Source organism: Caballeronia sp. LP006 (assembly GCF_031450995.1).
GTDB lineage: Bacteria > Pseudomonadota > Gammaproteobacteria > Burkholderiales > Burkholderiaceae > Caballeronia.
Genome location: NZ_JARTVW010000005.1, coordinates 2333708 through 2358422, shown reverse-complemented (window position 1 = coordinate 2358422; position 24715 = coordinate 2333708). Strand labels below are relative to the sequence as shown.

Annotated in this window: 19 protein-coding genes; 14 read left to right on the top strand and 5 right to left on the bottom strand. The window is 62.9% G+C overall.

The features are described 5' to 3' along the window. Positions 1-33 precede the first annotated feature (33 nt). From ilvN to pssA, 4 genes are all read left to right on the top strand, one after another. Positions 34-525, top strand: a complete 492-nt coding sequence (ilvN, locus tag P9250_RS27580) for an acetolactate synthase small subunit (protein ID WP_035939651.1) — start codon at positions 34-36, stop codon at positions 523-525. Between the two features lie 61 nt (positions 526-586). After that, complete coding sequence (ilvC, locus tag P9250_RS27575) at positions 587-1603, top strand: ketol-acid reductoisomerase (RefSeq protein WP_244825627.1); 1017 nt, start codon at positions 587-589, stop codon at positions 1601-1603. A gap of 213 nt (positions 1604-1816) precedes the next feature. Further along, positions 1817-2461: a phosphatidylserine decarboxylase gene (locus P9250_RS27570; RefSeq protein WP_244825625.1), complete on the top strand. Its 645-nt coding sequence runs from the start codon at positions 1817-1819 to the stop codon at positions 2459-2461. A gap of 14 nt (positions 2462-2475) precedes the next feature. Next, the gene (gene pssA / locus P9250_RS27565; RefSeq protein WP_250465193.1) at positions 2476-3342 is read left to right on the top strand and encodes a CDP-diacylglycerol--serine O-phosphatidyltransferase; all 867 of its coding nucleotides are present in this window, start codon (positions 2476-2478) and stop codon (positions 3340-3342) included. A 146-nt stretch (positions 3343-3488) separates the two neighbouring features. Here pssA and P9250_RS27560 read toward each other — a convergent pair whose 3' ends face one another. Then, on the bottom strand, positions 3489-4238 hold the full coding sequence (locus P9250_RS27560) for a glycine zipper 2TM domain-containing protein (protein ID WP_244825622.1): 750 nt from the start codon (positions 4236-4238) through the stop codon (positions 3489-3491). Between the two features lie 795 nt (positions 4239-5033). On the opposite strand from P9250_RS27560, the gene P9250_RS27555 reads away from it, so the two are divergent. The 3 genes from P9250_RS27555 (at position 5034) to P9250_RS27545 (ending at position 8819) form a co-directional block, all read left to right on the top strand. Beyond that, complete coding sequence (locus P9250_RS27555) at positions 5034-5972, top strand: phosphate acetyltransferase (RefSeq protein WP_250465192.1); 939 nt, start codon at positions 5034-5036, stop codon at positions 5970-5972. Positions 5973-5980: 8 nt separating this feature from the next. Continuing rightward, entirely contained in the window at positions 5981-7159 is a 1179-nt protein-coding gene (locus tag P9250_RS27550) for an acetate/propionate family kinase (RefSeq protein WP_310396238.1), read from the top strand. A gap of 67 nt (positions 7160-7226) precedes the next feature. Next, positions 7227-8819 (top strand): TrkA C-terminal domain-containing protein, encoded by a 1593-nt coding sequence (locus tag P9250_RS27545; RefSeq protein WP_310396235.1) that lies wholly within the window; start codon positions 7227-7229, stop codon positions 8817-8819. Positions 8820-8871: 52 nt separating this feature from the next. Here P9250_RS27545 and lysS read toward each other — a convergent pair whose 3' ends face one another. The 4 genes from lysS to P9250_RS27525 form a co-directional block, all read right to left on the bottom strand. Further along, the gene (gene lysS, locus P9250_RS27540) at positions 8872-10398 is read right to left on the bottom strand and encodes a lysine--tRNA ligase (protein ID WP_244825614.1); all 1527 of its coding nucleotides are present in this window, start codon (positions 10396-10398) and stop codon (positions 8872-8874) included. A gap of 89 nt (positions 10399-10487) precedes the next feature. Then, positions 10488-11592 (bottom strand): peptide chain release factor 2 gene (prfB, locus tag P9250_RS27535; RefSeq protein WP_244825612.1). Its coding sequence is split into 2 segments (ribosomal slippage): positions 10488-11510 and positions 11512-11592, totalling 1104 coding nucleotides; the frame shifts between segments, so codons are not numbered across the junction. An 85-nt stretch (positions 11593-11677) separates the two neighbouring features. Next, positions 11678-13381, bottom strand: coding sequence for a single-stranded-DNA-specific exonuclease RecJ (gene recJ, locus P9250_RS27530; protein WP_310396232.1), 1704 nt, complete (start codon positions 13379-13381; stop codon positions 11678-11680). 12 nt (positions 13382-13393) lie between these two features. Next, positions 13394-14482 carry a regulator gene (locus tag P9250_RS27525; protein WP_244825610.1) on the bottom strand — a complete coding sequence of 363 codons (1089 nt, stop codon included), beginning with the start codon at positions 14480-14482 and terminating at the stop codon, positions 13394-13396. Positions 14483-14730: 248 nt separating this feature from the next. Between P9250_RS27525 and P9250_RS27520 the strand changes: the two genes are divergently transcribed. The 7 genes from P9250_RS27520 to eno all read left to right on the top strand — a co-directional run bounded on the left by P9250_RS27520 (position 14731) and on the right by eno (position 24640). Next, positions 14731-15984 carry a lipoprotein-releasing ABC transporter permease subunit gene (locus tag P9250_RS27520; protein ID WP_244825609.1) on the top strand — a complete coding sequence of 418 codons (1254 nt, stop codon included), beginning with the start codon at positions 14731-14733 and terminating at the stop codon, positions 15982-15984. Further along, positions 15977-16687, top strand: a complete 711-nt coding sequence (gene lolD, locus P9250_RS27515; protein WP_250465188.1) for a lipoprotein-releasing ABC transporter ATP-binding protein LolD — start codon at positions 15977-15979, stop codon at positions 16685-16687. The genes P9250_RS27520 and lolD overlap by 8 nt, the downstream gene beginning before the upstream one ends. 23 nt (positions 16688-16710) lie before the next feature. Beyond that, on the top strand, positions 16711-17499 hold the full coding sequence (locus P9250_RS27510) for a TatD family hydrolase (protein ID WP_250465187.1): 789 nt from the start codon (positions 16711-16713) through the stop codon (positions 17497-17499). 86 nt (positions 17500-17585) lie between these two features. Continuing rightward, the gene (locus P9250_RS27505; RefSeq protein ID WP_250465186.1) at positions 17586-20225 is read left to right on the top strand and encodes a DNA internalization-related competence protein ComEC/Rec2; all 2640 of its coding nucleotides are present in this window, start codon (positions 17586-17588) and stop codon (positions 20223-20225) included. Positions 20226-20443: 218 nt separating this feature from the next. Further along, positions 20444-22138, top strand: a complete 1695-nt coding sequence (locus tag P9250_RS27500; RefSeq protein ID WP_310396229.1) for a CTP synthase — start codon at positions 20444-20446, stop codon at positions 22136-22138. Beyond that, positions 22135-22989 carry a 3-deoxy-8-phosphooctulonate synthase gene (gene kdsA, locus P9250_RS27495; protein WP_244825602.1) on the top strand — a complete coding sequence of 285 codons (855 nt, stop codon included), beginning with the start codon at positions 22135-22137 and terminating at the stop codon, positions 22987-22989. Before P9250_RS27500 ends, kdsA begins: the two co-directional genes overlap by 4 nt. A 367-nt stretch (positions 22990-23356) precedes the next feature. Then, positions 23357-24640: a phosphopyruvate hydratase gene (gene eno / locus P9250_RS27490; protein WP_244825600.1), complete on the top strand. Its 1284-nt coding sequence runs from the start codon at positions 23357-23359 to the stop codon at positions 24638-24640. Positions 24641-24715: the final 75 nt, after the last annotated feature.

Below are 24715 nucleotides of genomic sequence, written 5' to 3'. Positions count from 1 at the left end.
CAGACGCCAACTGGATAAACCTCGGGAAAAGACATGAAACACATCATCTCCGTACTGCTGGAAAACGAACCGGGCGCGTTATCGCGTGTCGTCGGGCTCTTTTCCGCGCGCGGCTACAACATTGAAACGCTGACGGTGGCGCCGACCGAAGACAGTTCGCTGTCGCGGCTGACCATCGTCTCGATTGGCTCGGACGACGTGATCGAACAGATCACGAAGCACCTGAACCGCCTGATCGAGGTGGTGAAAGTGGTCGACCTGACAGAGGGCGCCCACATCGAGCGCGAGCTGATGCTCATCAAGGTAAGAGCTGTCGGCAAGGAACGCGAAGAGATGAAGCGCATGGCGGATATCTTCCGCGGCCGCATCATCGACGTGACCGAAAAGACCTACACGATGGAACTGACAGGCGCATCCGACAAACTCGACGCGTTCATTCAGGGGCTCGACGCCACGGCCATTCTGGAAACGGTTCGCACGGGCAGTTCCGGCATCGGCCGGGGCGAGCGCATTCTGAAGGTTTAAACCTACACTCATTTCGACTAGTTTTCTCTGCCTGCGCGGAGACAGACCTCAAGGAACCACCATGAAAGTTTTCTACGACAAAGACGCCGACCTCTCCCTCATCAAGGGCAAGCAAGTCACCATCATCGGTTATGGCTCGCAAGGCCATGCGCACGCGCTGAACCTGAAGGAAAGCGGCGTGAACGTGACGGTCGGCCTGCGTAAAGGCGGTGCTTCGTGGAGCAAGGCCGAGAACGCGGGCCTGAAGGTCAAGGAAGTGGCCGAAGCCGTGAAGGGCGCGGATGTCGTCATGATGCTGCTGCCCGACGAGCAAATCGCCGAAGTCTACAAGAACGAAGTCCACGCCAATGCCAAGGAAGGCGCGGCGCTGGCGTTCGCGCACGGCTTCAACGTGCATTACGGCCAGGTGATCCCGCGCGCGGATCTGGACGTCATCATGATCGCGCCGAAGGCGCCGGGCCACACCGTGCGCAATACGTATCAGCAAGGCGGCGGTGTGCCGCACCTGATCGCGGTGGCACAAGACAAGTCGGGTTCGGCCCGCGACGTGGCGCTGTCGTATGCGGCGGCCAACGGCGGCGGACGTGCCGGCATCATCGAAACGAACTTCCGCGAAGAAACCGAAACCGACCTGTTCGGCGAGCAGGCCGTGCTGTGCGGCGGCACGGTGGACCTGATCAAGGCTGGCTTCGAAACGCTGGTGGAAGCGGGCTACGCGCCGGAAATGGCGTACTTCGAGTGCCTGCACGAGCTGAAGCTGATCGTCGACCTGATCTATGAAGGCGGTATCGCCAACATGAACTACTCGATCTCGAACAACGCCGAGTATGGCGAGTACGTAACGGGTCCGCGCATCGTCACGGAAGAGACGAAGAAGGCGATGAAGGCCGTGCTGAAAGACATCCAGACCGGCGAATACGCGAAGAGCTTCATCATCGAAAACCGCGCTGGCGCGCCGACGCTGCAATCGCGTCGCCGTCTGACGGCCGAGCATCAGATCGAGCAGGTCGGCGAGAAGCTGCGCGCCATGATGCCGTGGATCGCGAAGAACAAGCTGGTCGATCAGTCGAAGAACTAAGTCTTGCTTCGAGGGGTTCGTAACTTGCCCCTTCTCCGTTTGCGCGGAGATAGACCGCGTTTCCGAGGGGCCTGCTGCTTGCGCCATTTTCTCCGCATGCGTGGAGATCGATGTTTGCAGCACGTTTCTTGCTGAAACTAAAGCCGTCCGGATGCCCTGTGCTCCGGGCGGCTTTTGCTATCCTACGGTTTTAATAAAACATCGAACTCGTTCATGAACTATCCTCATCCGATCATTGCCCGCGAAGGCTGGCCGTTCATCGCCATCGCGGCCGTCGTTGCGATTCTCGTGCAGGCGCTCGGCGGCTTCGGCTTCGCCTGGATTTTCTGGCTGATCGTGATCTTCGTCGTCCAGTTTTTTCGCGACCCGCCGCGTCCCATTCCCGCGCAGGCCAACGCCGTGCTGTGTCCGGCCGACGGGCGCATTGTCGCGGTCGAAACTGCGCATGATCCGTATGCGGGCCGTGAGGCGCTCAAGATCAGCGTGTTCATGAACGTTTTCAACGTGCATTCGCAGCGTTCGCCGGTCGATGGCGCCATCAGCAAGGTTCAGTACTTCCCGGGCGCGTATCTGAATGCGGCGGTCGAGAAGGCATCGACGGAGAACGAGCGCAATGCCATCGTCCTGCAGACGGCGAGCGGTCATACCGTGACGTCGGTGCAGATCGCGGGCCTCATCGCGCGACGTATTCTCTGTTATGTGCATGTGGGCGAGCCGCTCACGCGCGGTCAGCGCTATGGCTTCATTCGTTTCGGTTCGCGCGTCGACGTGTATCTGCCGATTGGTAGCCGTCCGCGTGTCTCGATTGGCGAGAAAGTGTCCGCATCGTCGACGATCCTCGCCGAGTTCGCGGAATAACGCCGGGGGTTTCGATGGCGGCATTCAAACCGCGCCGTAACCGTATGAACGGCGCGACTCCGCGTGCCTTCCGGCGCAACAAGGCCGCGCAGGACGTCGGCGCCTTGGAAACGCGGCGCGCCAAGCGGCAGCAGTTCCTGCGCAAACGCGGCATTTATCTCCTGCCTAACGCGTTCACCACGGCGGCGCTCTTTTGCGGCTTCTTCGCTGTCGTCCAGGCGATGAACGTTCGCTTCGAGATCGCGGCCATCGCCATTTTCGTCGCGATGGTGCTCGATGGCATGGACGGACGCGTCGCGCGCATGACGCACACGCAGAGCGCGTTCGGCGAGCAATTCGACAGTCTTTCGGACATGGTGTCGTTCGGGGTCGCGCCGGCGCTCGTCATGTATGAATGGGTTTTGAAGGATCTCGGCCGTTGGGGCTGGCTCGCGGCCTTCGTGTATTGCTCCGGCGCGGCGTTGCGGCTTGCGCGCTTCAATACGAACGTGGGCGTGGTCGACAAGCGCTATTTCCAGGGCTTGCCGAGTCCGGCCGCGGCTGCGTTGATCGCGGGCTTCGTGTGGCTCGCGACCGATAACCGCGTGCCGCTCAAGCTCGTGTGGCTGCCGTGGGTGGCCTTTGCACTTACTGTCTATGCGGGCGTGACGATGGTATCGAACGCGCCGTTCTACAGCGGCAAGGCGCTGGATGTGCGGTATCGCGTGCCATTCGCGGGCGTGTTGCTCGTCGTGGTGGCGTTCGTGCTGGTGTCGTCAGATCCGCCGGTCATGCTGTTTTGCCTCTTCGTCCTGTACGGCTTTTCGGGCTACTTCTGGTGGGGATATATGGCGATACGCGGGCGGCCGAACCCGGCGCGTAGCTCGCAGCGGGATGGTTGAGGGGCATCACTGTCATCGTGAGAAAAAGAAAAGGCGGCGATTTGAAAGATCGCCGCCTTTTTGCTTGCCGACAGTGTCCAAGGACAAACAGCGCGCGCGGATATTGTCGCGAGTCGACGCGACTAGTGCAGGTGTTCGCGGACGGCTCAACCCGCCACTAACGTGCCGTTCTGCACCCGTACGCGTTGACCTTCGCCGAACGGCGGTTGCTGCTTATACGTGAAGTAGCGCGTCTTGCCGTTTTCCATCCGCACGCGCACCGAATAGTCCGTCTCGCTGCGAACGTGTTTCTCGACCGAATTTCCTGCCAGACCGCCGCCAAGCGCGCCCAGGAGCGTCATTGCGGTACGTCCGCCACCACGGCCGAACTGGTTGCCGACGACGCCACCCGCCACCGCGCCGCCCACCGCACCGATGCCGGTACCGTGTCCTTCCTGACGAACGGCGGAGATCGCTTCAACCGTCCCGCAGGTCGAGCAATAAGCCGGATGCGCGGGAGGCTGTTGTGCATACGACGGTTGCTGAACAGGCGGCTGTTGCTGAGCTTGCTGCTGGGCCGCCCGTTGCTGCGCGGCTTGTTCCGCGGCTTGCTGTTGAGCGGCTTGTTGCTGCGCTGCCTGCTGTTGTGCTTGTTGCGCCGCTTGCTGCTGTGCGGCTTGTTGCGCAGCGCTGGGTTGCTGCTGCGCGACGGCTGCCGCCTGTGTCTGCGCTGTATCCGCCGAATTGCTCGATGCGCGCGGGAAGATTCCCGTCATCGCAGCCGTGGCCACGAGACTCGCGACGATCACCGCGCCCGCCGCCGTGGCGATGAGCGGATGCAGACGCCGTTGTGGCGGTTGACCATTGCCTGTCGAGGGCGAAGTGGCCGGCGTAAATTTACTGTTCCCGTTATCCATTTTTGGACCTCCGTACCGAGGCTTTGGAAGCGCAGATGCGCTGACTATAAGCGGCATACTGCCGATGCCGTCTGTGCAATACGATTCTCGGGGAAACCCGGATTTCGTGCTTAAGCGGTTGTAACAAATGCTCGGCCGCTAGGCACAAAGTGTTAAGCACAAATAATGCCAAACGTGATCCGCCCTGTCCGAAGGCGATTTGACGCTATGAACACCCGCTCAACCTTTACCAGTAGTTACAAAAAGATGATGCCTCGGGCAAAAACGGCTGGAAATTAGCTGATCGTCAGCGGGGCGCTCCTCGCGCGTAGGCGCCGCCACTTCTTGAACGGTCTCTTGTTCCCGCGTTGCGCCTCACACAAAGAGAAAGTCTTCGCGTAACGCGTGGAATGCCATTGCCGTAACCGCCCGGCAAAACGCTAAATCGCTTGCAACACAACGACGCAAGAAGCCCCATCGACATAACCAATCGTCGATGCCGTTTCGCGTTTATTCGCCATGCTGATCGTTTCAGAGATGCGCGTCGGCCGTTCTCTAACCGAGTGTGTTCCGGCGAATTCGCGCAGCGTATGCTGACCCAGCCGCGCGAAGGCAGACGCGAGGATCGATGCCTCCCGTTGATTACGAGACCCGCACAGAGAGACGCTCCGTGGCCACGATCCGGCACGGCGAGAAGCGGCAGCGCGATCGAACGTGGCAGCGGCGCGAAGCAGTCACACGACGCGCATCGATGCCGGTGCTCGACTCATCGTGCATCGCCAAGCGCCAGCAGTTCACGCCAATCGAGGGCATGAAATGGAATTCAAACGCGAAAAATACGAGCGGCTGCTCGCTTTCGCCAGCACTTTGCCGCCGCTGCCGACCGCGGTCGCTCACCCATGCGACCACGACTCTCTGTCTTCCATCATCGAAGCGGCGCGGCTCGGGCTCGTCGCGCCGATTCTCGTGGCCTCGCGCAGCAAACTCGAAGCGGTCGCCAGCGAGTGCAATCTCGATCTCGGCGATCTACCCATCATCGACGTTCCGCACAGCCACGCGGCGGCGGAAGTCGCGGTGCAACTCGTGCATGAAGGGCGCGCGGAAGCGCTGATGAAAGGCTCGCTGCACACCGACGAACTGATGGGCGCGGTGGTCACGCGTAACGGCTTGCGCACCGGGCGGCGCGTGAGCCACTGTTTCGTGATGGATGTTCCCGGCCGCGAAAACGCCCTGATCATCACCGACGCCGCCGTCAACATCTCACCGACGCTCGACCAGAAGCGCGACATCGTGCAGAACGCCATCGATCTCGCTCACGCATTGCGCATTGCCGAGACGCGGGTAGCGATTCTTTCCGCGATGGAAACCGTCAATTCGAAGGTGCCCTCGACGCTAGATGCCGCCGCGCTCTGCAAGATGGCCGATCGCCAGCAGATCACGGGCGGCATTCTCGACGGCCCGCTCGCGCTCGACAACGCAATCAGCGAGGAAGCCGCAAGGATCAAGGGGATCGAATCACCGGTGGCGGGGCGCGCGAACGTGCTCGTCGTGCCGGACCTCGAATCCGGAAACCTGCTGGCAAAAAGCCTGTCGTTTCTCGCTGGCGCGGATGCAGCGGGCATCGTGCTGGGCGCGAAGGTGCCGATCATCCTGACGAGCCGTGCGGATTCGATCATGACGCGGCTCGCATCATGCGCGGTGGCCTCGCTCGTGGCGCTCGCGCGGCGCGAGAATCCTTCGGCCGCGATCGTCTAGAGGGATGTATGGACGTCGTTCTGGTCATCAACGCGGGGTCGTCCAGCATCAAGTTTCATGCATACGTCGAGACGGAAGGCAGCCTCGATCCTGTCGCCGGCGGCAAGCTCGAAGAGATCTACGGCAAGCCGTACTTCGAGGCCAGGCGGCCGAACGGCGAACTCATCGACGAAAAGCATTGGCCCGAAGGCGAACAACTCGGGCACGACAATGCGATCACGTTCTTGCTGAACTGGCTGCGTGAACGCTCTTCCGGCGCGAAACTGCTTGCCGTGGGTCATCGTGTGGTGCATGGCGGTGAACGATTTGCAGCGCCGGTGCGCGTCGATACGGACGTGCTCGCGCAACTGGAAGCGCTCGTTCCGCTCGCACCGCTCCATCAGCCGCATAACCTCGCAGCGATCCGCGCGATACGAGCGCGCAATCCGCAGGTGCCACAAATCGCATGTTTCGATACGGCCTTCCACCATACGCAGCCCGCAGCGGCGACGCGCTTCGCGCTGCCGCCCGAGATCACGCAACGCGGCGTGCGGCGCTACGGGTTTCACGGGCTGTCGTACGAGTACATCGCGAGCGTTCTGCCGCAATACAGCGCGAAGGCCGCCAATGGCAAGAGCGTGGTGCTTCATCTTGGCAACGGCGCGAGCATGACGGCGCTCGATCGAGGCAAGAGCATCGCCAATACGATGGGCTTCACGGCCGTCGAAGGGCTCGTCATGGGCACGCGCTGCGGGAGCATCGATCCCGGCGTGCTGCTATGGATGATGCAGGAAGCGCGCATGGACGCCCATGCCATCGAGACGCTGCTCTACAAGCGCTCCGGTCTGCTCGGCGTGTCGGGTATTTCCAGCGATATGCGCACGCTGCTCGCGAGCGATGCACCCGCTGCCGCCGAAGCGGTCGATCTGTTTTGCTATCGAATCTCGCGCGAACTCGGCTCGCTTGCGGCCGCGCTCGGCGGGCTCGATGCGCTCGTGTTTACCGGCGGCATCGGCGAACGTGCGGCGCCCGTGCGCGAGCGCGTGGGGCGCGCGGCGGCATGGCTCGGCGTGTCGCTCGACGACGCGGCCAATGCACGCCACGAACGGCGCATCGACGATTCGACGAGCGCAGTCGATGTCTGTGTCATCCCGACGAACGAAGAATTGATGATTGCCCGTCACGCGTTAAGGCTGCTGGGAAGCTGAACGTCGGCGGGCGCATTGCCAGCGGAAAGACGATGCGTGGCGCGGCGGACATCGACAAGAGGACGTTATGAACGCAATCAGGACGCTGCTCGAAGCTCAGCCGCTCTTCACGTTGTTCCTCACGATCGCGCTCGGCTATGTGATTGGCGAGATTAGCCTCAAAGGCGTCTCGCTCGGATCGGGGGCCGTGCTTTTCGTCGGCTTGGCAATCGGCGGATTCGCGCCGAAAGCCTTGCCGCCCGCGCTGCTCGGCACGCTCGGCTTGTTGCTGTTTCTGTACGGCATCGGCATTCAATACGGCGCGCAATTCTTCAAGGGACTGACGAGCGCGGAAGGATTGCGGGCCAACGCGGCAGCGGCGCTTGGCGTCGTCGCGGCGGGTTTCGTGTCGCTTTCGCTGGTGCCGGCGTTCGGTCTCAGGCTCGACGAAACGCTCGGCTTGTTCGCGGGCTCGGGAACCAGTACGGCGACGTTGCAAGCCGTGATCTCAACCTTGCATAGCGATGGCGCCGCCGTGGGCTACAGCGTGACTTATCCATTCGGCGTCGCCGGTCCGATACTGATGATCTACGCCCTCGGCGCGTTGCTCAAAGTGAAGATCGAGGCGCCGCCCGAAAGCAACATCGAGACGGCGGAGATCGCCCTGCAAAATCCCGCGCTCGTCGGTCTCAGCGCAGTCGAACTTCATGCGGAGTTGCCGGATGGCGTGACCATTGCCGCCGTTCGCCGCGCGCATCGCAACCGGCTGCCGACCGCGGATTTCGTTCTGCAAACCGGCGATGTCCTGCTGGCAACGGCATTGGAGCCGGCCGCGCTGGAGGACGCGGCCACACTCATCGGCGAGGTTCAGCCGGGCAGAATCACGCGGCATCGGGAAGATCTGGATTACCTGCGCGTGTTCGTATCGAGCCGGGTCATGACCGGGCAGCGCATTGGGGACATTCGATTTCCCGATGGCGTCGTCTGCTCGATTGCTCATGTGCGCAGAGGCGACGCCGATATGTTGCCTCACGTCGATCTGATTTTGGAATCCGGAGACAGGGTCGGGTTGCTGGTGAATCGGACGCATGCCAAAGCGGTTCGCAAACTGTTCGGCGACTCGATCAAAGGGACGGCCGAACTCAGCTTCATCTCGATTGGCGTTGGCGCCGCGATTGGCTTGCTCATTGGCATGATTCCGATTCCCGTGCCCGGCGTGGGAAAACTGACGCTCGGGCTTGCGGCGCTGCTTTTGACCGCGCTTTATCTCGGGAAGATTCGTCGCTCGGGGCCATTTATCTGGAGCGTGCCATTGTCGGCGAATCTGGTTCTGCGGAACTTCGGGTTGACCATTTTTCTGGCGCAGGTCGGGATTGCTTCCGGACCGAAATTCTTTGCGGAAGTAGGAGCGACGGGTGTTTCGCTCCTGCTTTACGGCGCGGCGATTCTGATTGCGTTAGTGCTCGTGACGGCGTTTTTCTGCATGGTGATTTTCAAGCTGCCGTTCGATACCACCATTGGCGTTCTCAGCGGCGCTACGGGAAATCCCGCCATTCTCGCGTTTGCCAATCGCGTGACGCCAACGGATAAACCGGATATCGGCTATGCCATGATTTTCCCGTCGATGACCATTCTGAAAATTCTGTTCGCGCAGATTGCCGCCGTGTTGATGGGGCATTGATCAGAAGCGATGCTGCAAGACAGCGCTGACATCACTGTCAGCGCCACTCAGCTCAGTCCTCGCGACGCAGATGCGGGAACAAAATTACGTCGCGGATGCTCGGGCTGTCGGTCAGCAACATCACCAGCCGGTCAATGCCGATTCCGCAGCCGCCTGTCGGCGGCATGCCGTATTCGAGCGCGCGAATATAGTCGGCATCGAAAAACATGGCTTCTTCGTCGCCAGCGTCTTTCTGATCGACTTGCTTCTGAAAGCGCGCGGCCTGATCTTCCGGATCGTTCAATTCGGAAAAGCCGTTGGCGATCTCGCGGCCGGTGATGAACAACTCGAAGCGCTCCGTGATGCCCGCCACGCTGTCCGACTCACGCGCGAGCGGCGACACTTCGATTGGATAATCGACGATATATGTCGGCTCCCACAGTTGCGATTCGGCCGTCTCTTCGAAAAGCGCCAATTGCAATGCGCCAATGCCCGCATTCAAAAACGCCGGTTGCGTCGTATCAACGCCGAACTTTTTCAATTCCGTGCGCAGGAACGCGGCGTCGCCGAGTTGCGCGTCGGTGTATTGCGGCGCGTATTTTTGAATAGCCTGATTGATCGTCAGCCGATGAAACGGCTTCGAAAAATCGAGTTCGCGGCCCTGATACGTGATGCTCGCGGTGCCGAGCGAATCGATTGCCGCCTGGCGGATCAGTTGCTCGACGAAGTCCATGAGCCAGTGATAATCCGTGTATGCGGCGTAGAACTCCATCATCGTGAATTCCGGGTTGTGTCGCGGCGACACGCCTTCGTTCCGGAAATTACGATTGATCTCGAACACACGCTCGAAGCCGCCGACGATCAGCCGCTTCAGATACAGCTCCGGCGCGATGCGCAGGAACATCTGCATGTCGAGCGCGTTGTGGTGCGTAACGAAAGGCTTGGCCGCCGCGCCGCCCGGAATGGGGTGCAGCATTGGCGTTTCGACTTCCATGAAGCTCGCCTGCGCCATGAAATTGCGAATGGAAGTGACCGCCTTGGTCCGCGCCATGAAGGTCTTGCGCGACTCCGGCGTGACGATCAGATCGACATAACGCTGGCGATAGCGCATTTCCTGATCGGCAAGGCCGTGAAACTTGTCGGGCAGCGGACGCAGCGCCTTCGAAAGCAGGCGCAGTTCCGTGCAGCGCACCGACAGTTCGCCCTTGTTCGTGCGAAACAGGACGCCGCGCGCGGCGACGATATCGCCCAGGTCCCACTTCTTGAAGGCGTCGTAAGTCTCGGCGCCGACGTCCGCGGGCGTGATGAAGAACTGGATCTGGCCGCTGCCGTCCTGGACCGTCGCGAAGCTGGCCTTGCCCATCACGCGCTTGAGCATCATGCGGCCGGCAAGCGCCACGGGCAGGGGATTGGCTTCGAGTGCTTCCTTGTCGGTATTGGCGAATTCGCCTTGCAGCGCGGCGGCCTGATGCGTCGGACGAAAGTCGTTCGGATAAGCGACGCCTTGCTCGCGCAGCGCGCGCAATTTGTCGCGACGCTCGCCGATGATCTGGTTTTCTTCCAGTTCGGGCGCGGCGCCCGCTTGAGTCGGTTCGGTCATGATGTGTAGCTTTCGATACGGTGGGATGCGGCGCGGCGAGGGCCAGACGAAAGCGCGGATACCGAAAGCCGGGATCCGCGCCGCGAAACTCAAACGCCCTGTTTCAGGCTCGCGCTGATGAAGTCGTCGAGGTCGCCGTCGAGCACGGCGCGCGTGTTGCTCATTTCCACGCTGGTGCGCAGGTCCTTCACGCGGCTCTGGTCGAGCACGTAGGAGCGGATCTGATGGCCCCAGCCCACATCGGTCTTGCTCGATTCGAGCTTGTCCTGTTCGGCCTGGCGCTTGCGCATCTCGAATTCGTAGAGACGCGCCTTCAGCATCTGCATGGCTTCCGCGCGGTTGCGGTGCTGCGAGCGGTCGTTCTGGCACTGCACGACGATGCCAGTCGGCGCGTGCGTGAGACGCACCGCGGAGTCGGTCTTGTTGATGTGCTGGCCACCCGCGCCCGAAGCGCGATACGTGTCCGTGCGGATATCGGCGGGATTGATTTCGATCTCGATCGAATCGTCGATTTCCGGATACACGAACACCGACGAGAACGACGTATGCCGCCCGCCCGACGAGTCGAACGGCGATTTGCGCACGAGGCGGTGAATGCCCGTCTCGGTACGCAGATAGCCGTAGGCGTATTCGCCTTCCACCTTGATGGTCGCGCTCTTGATGCCGGCGACGTCGCCTTCGGATTCCTCGAGCACTTCGGTCTTGAAGCCCTTGCGTTCGCAATAGCGAAGATACTGGCGCAGCAGCATGGACGCCCAGTCGCACGCCTCGGTGCCGCCCGCGCCCGCTTGGATGTCGATGAAGCAATTGTTCGGGTCGGCCGGGTTCGAGAACATCCGGCGAAATTCCGTGTCTTCGACGCGCACTCGCAGTGCTTCCGCGTCGGTTTCGCAGGCGACGAGCGTTTCTTCGTCGCCTTCCTCGTGCGCCATCTCGAAGAGATCGCTGGCGTCGCGCAGGTCGTTGTCGAGCGCGGTGAGTTTCGACACCACGCCGTCCAGCAGCTTCTTCTCACGACCGAGCGCTTGCGCGTTCTTCGAGTCGTTCCAGACGTTCGGGTCTTCGAGTTCTTTGTTGACTTCGGCTAGACGCGCTGACTTGGCGTCGTAGTCAAAGATACCCCCGTAGCTCGCCCGCGCGACGGCGCAGGTCGGCCAGAAGGCTTTCGATCGCGTTGAGACGTTCCGCTTCCATTGTCGATCTTCGGCTTCGTAAAAAGGTGCAATTATAGCCGATCGACCGGGTTTTCCCGCTTCGAGCGGGCCGTTCCGGCGGGTTTTCAGCCCGCGTGTTCGACGATCAGCTGCACGCGCGCCACGCCGTTCCATGAATCGCTGACGAGCCGGTAAGCGACCGTCGCGCGCGCCGGGAGCGGGTCGACATGGTTGAACCAGATCGCGTTGAAGCGCTGGCGCCCGCGCAGAAGTTGCAGCTTCAGATGCTTGTCCTTGACGAGCGCCTGCGACGCGACCTCGAACTCGCCGGAGAACGTGGGCGCCGGAAAGCCTTGTCCCCACACGGCTGCATCGATCAATTCGACGAATTGCGGCGTGAAATACGCGTCCTCCAGTTCGCCATCGGTTTCGATGGTGCGTGAAAGCGCGTCGGCCGTCAGCCATTCGCGTCCGATGGCCTCGAACGCGGCCGTGAAGCGCGGAATGTCTGCGGTGGCGAGCGTGAGGCCCGCCGCCATCGCGTGACCGCCAAATTTGTGGATGAGACCGGGTTCGCGCTTCGAAATGAGATCGACGGCGTCGCGCAGATGAAAGCCCGGAATCGAGCGGCCGGAGCCTTTGCAGAGCACGCCGCTGTCGTCGGCGTGCGCGAAGGTGAACGACGGCCGATGAAACCGCTCCTTCAGCCGCCCCGCGACGATGCCGATCACGCCCTGATGCCAGCTCGCGTCGTAGAGCGTGAGCGTGGCGCGCTCGCCGGCGTCGAGCGTCTGCAACTCGGCGAGCGCCTGCTGCTGCATGCCCGCTTCGATCTCGCGGCGCTCGCGGTTCATGCCGTCGAGTTGTTGCGCGAGTTCCCACGCGCGGCCGATATCGTCGGTCGTCAGGCATTCGATGCCGAGCGACATGTCCGACAGCCGTCCCGCCGCGTTCAGACGCGGTCCGAGCGCGAAGCCCAGATCGAAGCCGGAAGCGGTGCGCGCATCGCGGCTCGCGGCCCGGAAAAGCGCGGCGATGCCCGGCTGCATGCGGCCCGAGCGAATCCGCTTCAAACCCTGCGCGACGAGAATGCGATTGTTGGCGTCGAGCTTCACGACATCCGCGACGGTGCCGAGCGCGACCAGATCGAGCAGGCCGTCGAGACGCGGTTCGGGGCGGCCATCGCCATAGGTGTCGCGACGCCGCAGTTCGGCACGCAGCGCGAGCAGCACGTAGAACATCACGCCCACGCCCGCGATGCATTTGCTCGGAAACGCGCAGCCCGGCTGATTCGGATTGACGATCGCGCGCGCGGCGGGCAACTCGTCGCCGGGCAAGTGATGGTCGGTGACGACGACTTCCATGCCGAGCGCATTGGCGGCCGCGACGCCATCCACGCTGGCAATGCCGTTATCGACCGTGATCAGAAGATCGGGTACGCCGCGTGGCGAACGCGCCGCCAGTTCGACGATCTCCGGCGTGAGCCCGTAGCCATATTCGAAGCGGTTCGGAACCAGATAGTCGATGTCCGCGCCGAACATGCGCAGCCCGCGCACGGCGACGGCGCAGGCGGTCGCGCCGTCGCAGTCGTAATCGGCGACGACGAGCATGCGCTTGTTCGCTGCGAGCGCATCGGCGAGAACGACGGCGGCGGCATCGCAACCCTTCAGGCCGACGGGCGCGTGCAGGCGCTTGAACTCGGTTTCGATTTCGTCGGGCGACGTGACGCCGCGCGACGCATACAGCCTCGCGATGACGGGATGCAGGCCGTGGCGCGCGAGGGCTTCGGCATCGGCGGGGGAGGCGGCGCGGGTAACGATACGCGTCATGCTGTCAGTGACCTATTCGATGAAAAGCGCCGCGATCGGCCGGCGTCGCCAGAACTTGCGCAAGTCCGAGCGCGTGACGCCGAGCGTCACCGAGCCTGTATCGCCGCAGAGCGTGATACCGAGTTTCTTGAGCGTGCCGTTCGCGAGCGCGTCGAGCGCGGGCGCGAACCACGCGGTTTCGAGCGCCTGCAACGAGTCGTTCCAGCGCGCCCAGTCCTGTTCGATGAACGGCGCCGAGAACGGATCGAGTTCGACGAGCGTCGTGCCTTCTTGCGCTTCTCGCCCGTTGGCGAGCGCGGCGAAAGAGTCGGCTGGCGCTTCGGGCGCGATGTTCGAGGCGAGCGCGAGACCGCGCGTGGCGGCGGCGTCGGACATGATGCGGGCGAACGGGCTCTTGACCGGACGCAGCGTGCCTTGTCCGTGCAGCCAGATGGAGTTGATCGCAGGCAGGCCGCGCGACTCGCGTTCTTCGTTGACCGGATGTTCGAACCACGCCATCTGGATTTCGTTCTGCAACTTCATCCACGCGCGCGAACGTTCGCCCGTGCGGGCTTCGTGCGGCAGCCAGATTTCGATGTTGCGTCCCGTCGCGCGCAACGGCGACGCGCCCGCGAGCGCGCCCAGCGCGCCGCCAGACACATACCAGCGCAACGGTGTGGGCGCTTGCAGCGTGATGCCGAGGTCTTCGATCACGGGCCGCGCCGTATCGAAGAGCGTGCGGGCTTCTTCCGTGCGCACGCCGAGCGTGGCCGGATCGATGAGCACGAGATGGTCGTGCGCGATGCGCACGTGAACCGGCTCGATACAGGCCCAGAGCGCATCGCCGGGCGTGCCGCCATCGGCGAGCAGCATGTAGGGTGCGAGCGGCGCTTCGTCGGAGTTTGGCGCGGCGGCATCGAAACGTTGCGCGATCCAGCGCTCGTGCGGCAGCGTGCGCTGAAAGTCTTCGCCGATCACCCGTTCTTCCAGCGTCGCGCGCGCAAGGAGTTTGTCGAGCGCCGCGCTTTGCAGCCCGTGTAGCGCGGTGGCGGCGTCTGCTGCGGCAGGCAGCGCGAAGGGGAGCAGAAGATGGAGGTCGGAAACGGGCATGATGGTCGGCATTGTAGGGCAAAGGCGCACGCGGCATCGGTGCTCGCCATCGCCCTGGAAGAAGCGATTTCTTCGTCGCCGGACATCGATCGGACCTGCGCCGCGCCTTTGAATTGTCCTAATATGGCAAACTTTCGCCAATTTCGCGCTCGCGTCGCGCTGCATCCGCTAGTCGCGCATGTGCGTAATCAAGAGAGAAGCGCAAAACCGAAGCCGCAAGCAACGACGGCAACGCAGCAACCGTAGAAGAAAGGATTCGCTTGAAACTCCCGTATGAATGGCAGATAGGCTGGCGCTACACGCGCGCCAGCAAACGCACCACAGGCAACGGCTTCATCTCCTTCATCGCGCTCGTGTCGATGGCGGGCATCGCGCTCGGTGTCGCCGCGCTGATCGTCGTGCTCTCGGTCATGAACGGCTTCCAGAAAGAGGTGCGCGACCGCATGCTCTCCGTGCTCGCGCACGTGGAGATCTTCTCGCCGACCGGTTCCATGCCCAACTGGCAAGTGACCGCGCAGGAAGCGCGCCGCAATCCGGAAGTGCTCGGCGCGGCGCCCTATGTCGAAGCCCAGGCGCTGCTCACGCGTCAAGGCGCGGTGAGCGGCGTGGCGTTGCGTGGCGTGGAGCCGTCGCTGGAACCGGAAGTGTCGGACATCGGCAAGGAAATGCGCTCGGGCGCGCTCGCGGACTTGAGGCCGGGCGAATTCGGCATCGTGCTCGGGCGCGATCTCGCGACCAATCTCGGCGTGATGACCGGCGACAAGATCACGCTCGTCGCGCCCGAAGGCACGATCACGCCGGCCGGCATGATGCCTCGACTCAAGCAATTCACAGTGGTCGGCATCTTCGAGTCGGGCCACTACGAATACGATTCGACGCTCGCGCTCATCTCCATTCGCGATGCCGAGGCGCTATTCCGCCTGCCTGCGCCAACCGGCGTGCGGCTGCGGCTGAAGGACATGCAGCGCGCGCCCGAAGTCGCGCGGCAACTCGCGCACACGCTCTCGGGCGACTTGTATATTCGCGACTGGACGCAGCAGAACAAGACGTGGTTCTCCGCCGTGCAGATCGAAAAGCGGATGATGTTCATCATCCTCACGCTGATCATCGCGGTGGCGGCGTTCAATCTGGTCTCGTCGCTCGTGATGACCGTCACCGACAAGCAAGCCGATATCGCCATCCTGCGCACGCTCGGCGCGCAGCCAGGATCGATCATGAAGATCTTCGTGGTGCAGGGCGTGACGATCGGCTTCATCGGTACGGCGCTCGGCGTGACGTTCGGCTGTCTCGTCGCATGGAGCATTCCGTGGCTCGTGCCGATGATCGAGCATCTCTTCAACGTGCAGTTTCTGCCGCCTTCGGTTTATTTCATCAGCGAACTGCCGTCCGAACTCGTCCCGGGCGATGTCATGAAGATCGGCGTCATCGCGTTCCTGTTGTCGTCGCTGGCTACGCTGTATCCGAGTTGGCGCGGTTCCAAGGTTCGTCCGGCGGAGGCGCTGCGCTATGAGTGACTTGAACCAGAACGAGATCGTGTTGCACGCGTCTTCCATCTCGAAGACTTTCGTGCAGGGCGGCTTCAACGTGCAGGTGCTCGACAACGCGCAACTGGAAGTGCGGCGCGGCGAGAAGCTCGCCATCGTGGGCGCGTCGGGATCGGGCAAGAGCACCTTGCTGCATGTGCTCGGCGGCCTCGACGAACCTAGCGCGGGCAAAGTCTCGCTGCTCGGCAAGCCGTTCACGCAGTTGAAGGAAAAGGAGCGCAATGAGTTGCGCAATCGCGCGCTTGGCTTCGTGTATCAGTTCCATCATCTGCTGCCGGAATTCACCGCGCTCGATAACGTGGCGATGCCGCTGCGCATTCGCCGCATGCCGGAAGACGAGGCGCGCCGCGAAGCGATGGTCATGCTGGAGCGCGTGGGCATCGGGCATCGCGCGAAGCATCGGCCGGGCGAACTGTCGGGCGGCGAGCGCCAGCGCGTGGCCATTGCGCGGGCGCTCGTCACGCATCCGGCGTGCGTGCTCGCCGATGAACCGACCGGCAATCTCGACGGCGGCACCGCCGACACGGTCTTCAATCTGATGCTGGAACTGTCGCAGACGCTTTCGACGAGCTTCGTGATCGTCACGCACGACCCCGATCTGGCCGCGCGATGCGACCGCATCATGCGCCTGCGCGACGGCGTGCTGCACGAAGAGCCGTCCGTGCCGGTGTAATCACGCGCGCCGCGGAGGACGCCATGTGGATCGATACGCACTGCCATCTCGATGCCTCGGAGTTCGACGCGGACCGCGCCGCCGTCGCGGATGCCGCGCTCGGCGCGGGCGTGTCGCGCATCGTGATTCCGGGTGTGGATCGCGGGAACTTCGACACCGTGCGCGATCTGGCGCATGGCATCGCGGGCGGGGCGTACGCGCTCGGCATCCATCCGCTTTTCACGCCGGGCGCGCGGGAGGACGATCTGCGCGTTCTGCGCGAGAAGATCGAGGCGAGTCTCGACGATCCGTTGTTCGTCGGCATCGGCGAAATCGGGCTGGATTACTTCGTGCCCACGCTCGACGACGCGCGCCAGCAGTTTTTCTACAACGAGCAACTCAAGCTCGCGCGCGAGTTCGATCTCGCGGTGATCTGCCATGTACGCAAGTCGCAGGACAAGGTGCTGAAGGGCTTGCGCGTGCATGCCATCCGATGCGGAATCGCGCATGCGTTCAACGGCAGTTTTCAGCAAGCCGAGGCGTTCATCGCGCAAGGCATGCATCTCGGTTTCGGCGGCAATCTGACGTTCGAGCGCGCGCGACAGATCCGCCGTCTGGCCAGCGACTTGCCGCTCGAAGCCATCGTTCTCGAAACCGATTCGCCCGATATCGCGCCTTCCTGGCGCTACAAGGGGCGCAATTCGCCGGACCAGGTTCCGGGTATCGCGAAGGTGCTGGCCGAGTTGCGCGGCATCGATGAAAACGCACTTGCCATCGGCACAACGGCTAACGCGCATCGCGCATTGCCCCGGCTCGCGCTTGCCTCTGCATAATCGTTCGCAGGTTTCGCATTGCTTCGGATGACTCGGTTTTCCGATGCGGATGCGTTCGCTTCGATCGAACGTGTGGGTGAGGATAGGTGCGCGCGATATTGCTCGGTTTCGCGGCGGGCGTCTGGTGGTTACAACAGCAGGCGCAATTGCCGTCGTGGTTGGCGTGGTTCTGCGCTTCGCTGTGCCTTTGCGGCATCGGCGCGCGTGGGCCCCGGCGGCGTTTGGCATTCGTCCTGGCCGCGTTCGCATTCGGTTTCGCCTATGCCGCGTTGCGTGCCGACGTGCGACTACGGGCGCATCTGCCGGTTGCTTACGAACAACGCGATATCGCGTTGACCGGCTTCGTGCGCGGTCTGCCCGAGGCTCAGACGGACGGCGTGCGGTTCCTGTTCGAAGTCGAATCGAATGGCGCGGGGTTGCGAGACTTTCCGCGCATCGTCAGATTGCTGTGGATGCCCGCCGAGCGAGGCCACGCCAACGCGCCGCCGACGCTCGTGCCGGGTCAGCGCTGGACGCTTTACGCGCGTTTGAAGCGTGCGCACGGCAACGCGAACTTCGGGCTGCGCGACAGCGAAGTCGCTTTGCTCGAACGCAATATTCGCGCAACGGGCGCGATGTCGAACGTGCGGGCGCCACGGCGTTTGCGTGTCGATGCGCGCGGGCCGCTGCTCGCGATAGAGCGCATGCGTGCACGTTTGCGCGGACGCATCGAGACCGTGCTCGCCGATGCGCCACATCGGGGGATCGTCGTGGCGTTGGCGGTGGGCGCGCAGTCATCGGTAAGCGATAGCGACTGGGCCATCATGCGCGCGACCGGCACGAGCCATCTCGTTGCGATTTCGGGGCTGCATATCGGCTTCGTGGCGGGGCTCGCGGCGTGGTTGTGCGGCTTCGCATGGAAGCGCATGCGGCTGCGTGGCATGGCGGCGCCGCTGTGGGTATCCGCGCCGAAAATCGCGGCCTTGGGCGCGGCAATCTTCGCTTCCTGCTATGCGGCGCTCGCCGGTTTCAACGTGCCCGCGCAACGCGTGCTGTGGATGCTGGTCGTGTTCGGCATCGGATTTATCGGCGGGCGAAGGCCGGCTTCTTCGCTGGTGTTCTGCTGGGCGCTCGCGTTCGTGCTGCTTGCCGATCCGTGGGCCGTGACGTCACCCGGATTTTGGCTTTCGTTCGGCGCGGTCGCGGCGATTCTGCATGGCATCGCGTCGGTGGGGCGGCAAGCGGTGAGGGTGGTGGAAGATGCAGAGACGATCGCGCGGGAGATGGAGGCGCGGGAGCCGCCGGATCCCGACGCTGGCCGGCAGCAAGCGAATTTAAGGACGAGCTCGAAAGCGGCGCGCGGCCAGCCCGCCGCGCTCGTGCGTGACGAGAGTAACGACAGCGCTCGCGTGCCGATCGCGTCCCCGGCACATATTACGCCGCTCGAAGAGGCGCGGCGCGTGATCAACCCAAGCCCCGGTGCTTTCCAAAAGCTCACCGGAACTTGCCGCCGTGCCGCATCGAATGGACGTCGTCACGCCTTGTCGAGCCTGCGCGTGCAATACGCCGTGACACTCGCGCTCGCGCCTCTGACCATCTACTGGTTCTCGCAGATACCGCTCATCGGCCCGTTGGCCAACTTGTTCGCGATTCCCTGGGTCAGCGTGCTCGTGACGCCCGCGACGCTCGCGGGACTGATCCTTCCCGCGCCGTTGGACGCCCCCGCGCTCCATTTCGCGCATGCATCGTTGAGCATCATGATCGATGGGCTCGCCCGCCTCGCGGCCACGACGAATTCACCGCTCTGGCACTTGCCGCAACCCGGCGCGTTTGCGCTCGTCGCCGCATGCGTGGGCGTCGCGTGGGCGCTCGCGCCGCGCGGCTGGCCGTTGCGCTTTGCCGCGCCGCTCACGTGGCTGCCGCTTCTCGCATCCGCGAATCACGTGACGCCGCATGGCGAGTTTCGCGTGACCGCGCTCGACATCGGGCAAGGCTCGTCGCTCGTCGTCGAAACCCGTCGTCATACGCTCGTTTTCGATGCCGGTCCCGGCCCCGAATCGACGCACGCTGGCGAACGTATCGTCGCGCCGTATCTGCTCGCGGCGGGCATCCGCTCGCTCGATACGCTCGTCATCAGTCACTCCGATTCGGACCACGCAGGCGGCGCGCCCGCGGTGCTGCAAGGCATCGCGGTCGAGCAACTGCTCGCGTCGCTGCCCGCAAGCGACCTGCTCTGGTCGCTTGCACGCGCGCGCGGCGCCGAGAGGCTGCGCTGCGCGGCAGGTCAGCACTGGACGTGGGACGGCGTGGACTTCAGCATGCTCTGGCCGGATGCCGGGCCGCTTACCGGCAAGCCGAATCATCAAGTTTGCGTGATGAAGGTGACGAACGCGGAAGGCCGCAGCGCGCTTTTCACCGCCGATATCGAGGCAGGCGACGAACGCACGCTCATCGCGCGAGATCGCGCGGCGTTGCACGCGGACGTGCTGATCGCGCCGCATCACGGCAGCCGCACGTCATCGACCGAACCGTTTCTCGACTCCGTGAAGCCGCTCGCCGCGATATTTCAGATGGGCTATCTCAACCGTTTTCATCATCCGAACCCGACCGTTTATGCGCGCTATCAGTTGCGCGAGATCGCGCTGTCGCGAAGCGATGAAGACGGCGCGGCGCGGATCGACTTCGGGCAAGAGATCGTGCTCGAACGCTTCCGGCACACTCACTTGCGCTACTGGATGAATCGCTGAACGAGGCGCCGTTCTCAGAACATCGTCCGCGCGCATGCACGTATCGCGCGGTGCGGCGCATGTCGTATGTTTGTCTTGAAACGGGCGTTCGCACCGCCCGCGACAGACATCGCGAGCATCGCCGAGGCGCGCACCGATGCAGGGCATTTGCACCGCCGATCCTCTGGGTGGGTGCGTGCCTTTACGGTATAATCCGTTTTTCCCGCGAGCATCTAGCGATGACCAAATATGTATTCGTCACCGGCGGCGTAGTTTCTTCCCTTGGCAAGGGTATTGCCGCCGCCTCCCTCGCCGCGATCCTCGAATCGCGCGGTCTGAAAGTCACCCTCCTCAAGCTCGATCCCTACATCAACGTCGACCCCGGCACGATGAGCCCGTTCCAGCACGGGGAAGTGTTCGTGACCGAAGACGGCGCCGAGACCGATCTCGACCTCGGCCATTACGAGCGCTTCATCAGCACGAAGATGCGCAAGGCCAACAACTTCACCACGGGCCAGATCTACGAATCGGTGATCCGCAAGGAACGTCGCGGCGAGTATCTCGGCAAGACGGTGCAGGTCATTCCGCACATCACCAACGAGATTCAGGCTTTCGTCGAACGCGGCGCCGCCGCGGCGACGTGCGGGCAGCCTGACGTGGCAATCGTCGAAGTGGGCGGCACGGTGGGCGACATCGAATCGCTGCCGTTCCTCGAAGCCGCGCGTCAGATGAGCCTGCGCATGGGCCGCAACAGCGCGTGCTTCATCCACCTCACGCTGGTTCCGTTCATCGCCACCGCGGGCGAGCTGAAGACCAAGCCCACGCAGCACAGCGTGCAGAAGCTGCGTGAAATCGGTATCTATCCGAACGTGCTTCTTTGCCGCGCCGACCGCCCGATCCCCGACGACGAGCGCCAGAAGATCTCGCTCTTCTCGAACGTGCATGAGGAAGCGGTCATCTCGGTGTGGGACGTCGACAGCATCTACAAGATTCCGCAGATGCTGAACGATCAGGGCCTCGACGAAATCGTCTGCAACGAGTTGAAGCTCTCGCCGCCGCCGGCCAACCTGAAAATGTGGTCGGATCTCGTCGAAAAACTCGAGCATCCGAAGAACGAAGTGACCATCGGCATGGTGGGCAAGTACGTCGAACTGACGGAGTCGTACAAGTCGCTGATCGAAGCGCTGCGTCACGCCGCCATTCATACGTCGACCAAGGTCAACATCGAATATATCGACTCCGAGCAGATCGAAGCCGAAGGCGCGGAAGGTCTCAAGCATCTCGACGCCGTGCTGGTGCCGGGCGGTTTCGGGCGTCGCGGCACGGAAGGCAAGATCAAGGCAATCCGCTATGCGCGCGAGTCGAAGACGCCGTATCTCGGCATCTGTCTCGGCATGCAGCTCGCAGTCATCGAGTTCGCGCGCGACGTCGCCGGTCTCGCCGACGCCAACAGCACCGAGTTCAATGCCGACACGACCAATCCTGTCGTCGCGCTCATCACCGAGTGGTACGACCGTGCGGGCCGCGTCGAAAAGCGCAGCGAGGAATCGGATCTCGGCGGCACCATGCGTCTTGGTTCACAAAAGTGCCCGATCAAGCCCGGTACGATGGCCGAGCGTATTTACGGCACGGATGTGAACGAGCGTCATCGTCACCGTTATGAGGTCAATAACCGTTTCGTGCCCCAGCTCGAAGCCGGCGGGCTTATCATCAGCGCCCGTACGCCGAGCGAGGATCTGCCCGAAATGATGGAGTTGCCGCAAGCACAGCATCCGTGGTTCGTCGGCGTCCAGTTCCACCCGGAATTCACGTCCACGCCGCGCGACGGGCATCCGCTCTTCAAGGCATTCGTCGAAGCGGCGCGCGCGCATAGTCTCACGGCTGGCGGCGCGAGCACCACGCAGGCCGCGGCCACGGCAGGAGCGCAAGCATGAAGCTGTGTCACTTCGAAGCGGGACTCGACAAGCCGTTCTTCCTGATCGCGGGAACCTGCGTGGTGGAGTCGGAGCAGATGACTATCGACGTCGCCGGGCGTCTCAAGGAAATCACCGACAAGCTTGGCGTGCCGTTCATCTACAAGTCGTCCTACGACAAGGCGAACCGCAGCTCGGGCAAGTCGTTTCGCGGCCTCGGCATGGACGAAGGCTTGCGTATTCTCGGCGAAGTGAAGAAGCAACTCGGCTTGCCGGTCCTGACGGACGTGCACGCCGAGCACGAGATCGAAGCGGTGGCATCAGTCGTGGACGTGCTGCAGACGCCTGCGTTCCTGTGCCGTCAGACCGACTTCATTCATGCGTGCGCGCGTTCGGGCAAACCGGTCAACATCAAGAAAGGCCAGTTCCTCGCGCCGCACGACATGAAGAACGTGATCGACAAGGCGCGCGACGCGGCGCGTGAAGCCGGTCTTTCCGAAGACCGCTTCATGGCGTGCGAGCGCGGCGTGTCGTTCGGCTATAACAACCTCGTGTCCGATATGCGCTCGCTCGCCATCATGCGCGAGACCAACGCGCCTATCGTGTTCGACGCAACTCATTCGGTGCAGTTGCCGGGCGGGCAAGGCACGAGTTCGGGCGGCCAGCGTGAGTTCGTGCCGGTGTTGGCGCGCGCGGCGGTGGCCGTGGGCGTGTCCGGGCTTTTCATGGAGACGCATCCCGATCCCGCGTGCGCAAAGTCGGACGGCCCGAACGCGGTGCCGCTGCATCGCATGGAAGCGTTGCTCGAAACGCTCGTCGCGCTGGATCGCGCGGTCAAGAGCGGTCCTTTTCTCGAAAACGACTTCAGCTGATCGTCAAATCGCTTCAGGCAGGAAAGCGGGCGTCGCCTTCACGGCGTCCGTGTCTTAAAAATAGTCACGCGGAGTGACAACATAAGAGGAGATGGGCGTGCAAGGCCTGGCGGCACGAGGGCTTGTCAAACGCGCCGCGGCCGCAGCAAAACGCATGCAGCCGGTTTCATGTGCGGACCATCGATTTCGACAGTGCCAGACGGTTCGATCGTCGCTGGCGCCAGGCTCGCGCGGCAACACGCGGGCAAGCGCCACGGAATGAACCTGATGGCCGTGGAAGGTGTCTCAAGCGAAGCCGTCGCGCGCGAACCTGGACGCGCGAAGCATCGCTGTGACTGACAGAATTCATCGTCAATTTGAGGAAACCATGAGTGCTATCGTAGATATCATCGGCCGCGAGATTCTCGATTCGCGAGGCAATCCGACCGTCGAATGCGACGTATTGCTCGAGTCGGGCACGATGGGCCGCGCAGCGGTGCCGTCGGGTGCATCGACGGGCTCGCGCGAAGCCATCGAACTACGCGACGGCGAAGCCGGCCGCTATGGCGGCAAGGGCGTCCTGAAGGCAGTCGAACACATCAACACCGAGATCTCCGAAGCCATCATGGGTCTCGACGCCTCGGAGCAGGCATTCCTCGACAAGACGCTGCTCGAACTCGACGGCACCGAAAACAAGTCGCGACTCGGCGCGAACGCAATGCTCGCCGTTTCCATGGCGGTTGCGAAGGCCGCAGCCGAGGAAGCGGGACTGCCGCTGTATCGCTACTTCGGCGGCTCGGGCGCCATGCAACTGCCGGTGCCGATGATGAACATCGTCAACGGCGGCGCGCACGCGAACAACAGCCTGGACATCCAGGAATTCATGATCGTGCCGGTAAGCCAGCCGACCTTTCGCGAAGCCCTGCGTTGCGGCGCCGAAGTGTTCCACGCGTTGAAGAAGATTCTGGCCGATCGCGGCATGAGCACGGCAGTGGGCGACGAAGGCGGCTTTGCGCCGAACTTCGGCAGCAACGACGAGTGTCTCTCGACCGTCCTGCAGGCTATCGAAAAAGCGGGGTATCGCGCCGGTGAAGACGTGCTGCTTGCGCTCGACTGCGCGGCAAGTGAGTTCTACCACGACGGCAAATACCAGTTGGCCGGCGAAGGTCTGCAACTGTCGTCCGGCGAATTTTCGGACTATCTGGCAACGCTCGCCGACAAGTTCCCGATCGTCTCCATTGAAGACGGCATGCACGAAAGCGACTGGGACGGCTGGAAGACGCTGACCGATCGCCTCGGCAAGAAGATTCAGCTCGTCGGCGACGACCTCTTCGTCACCAACACGCGCATCCTGAAGGAAGGCATCGACAAGGGTATCGCCAACTCGATCCTCATCAAGATCAACCAGATCGGCACGCTCACCGAAACCTTCGCGGCGATCGAAATGGCGAAGCGCGCGTCGTACACGGCGGTCATCTCGCACCGTTCGGGCGAGACGGAAGATTCGACCATCGCGGATATCGCCGTCGGTCTGAACGCCGGCCAGATCAAGACCGGCTCGCTGTCGCGCAGCGATCGCATCTCGAAGTACAACCAGTTGCTGCGTATCGAGGAAGACCTCGGCGATATCGCAAGCTACCCCGGCAAGTCGGCGTTCTATAACCTCCGCTAAAGCTTTTGCCGCTTTAGTCGATAAGAACGTTAGTCTTATTTTCAGCCCGCCGCCCACGGCCTCGACGTCAATAGA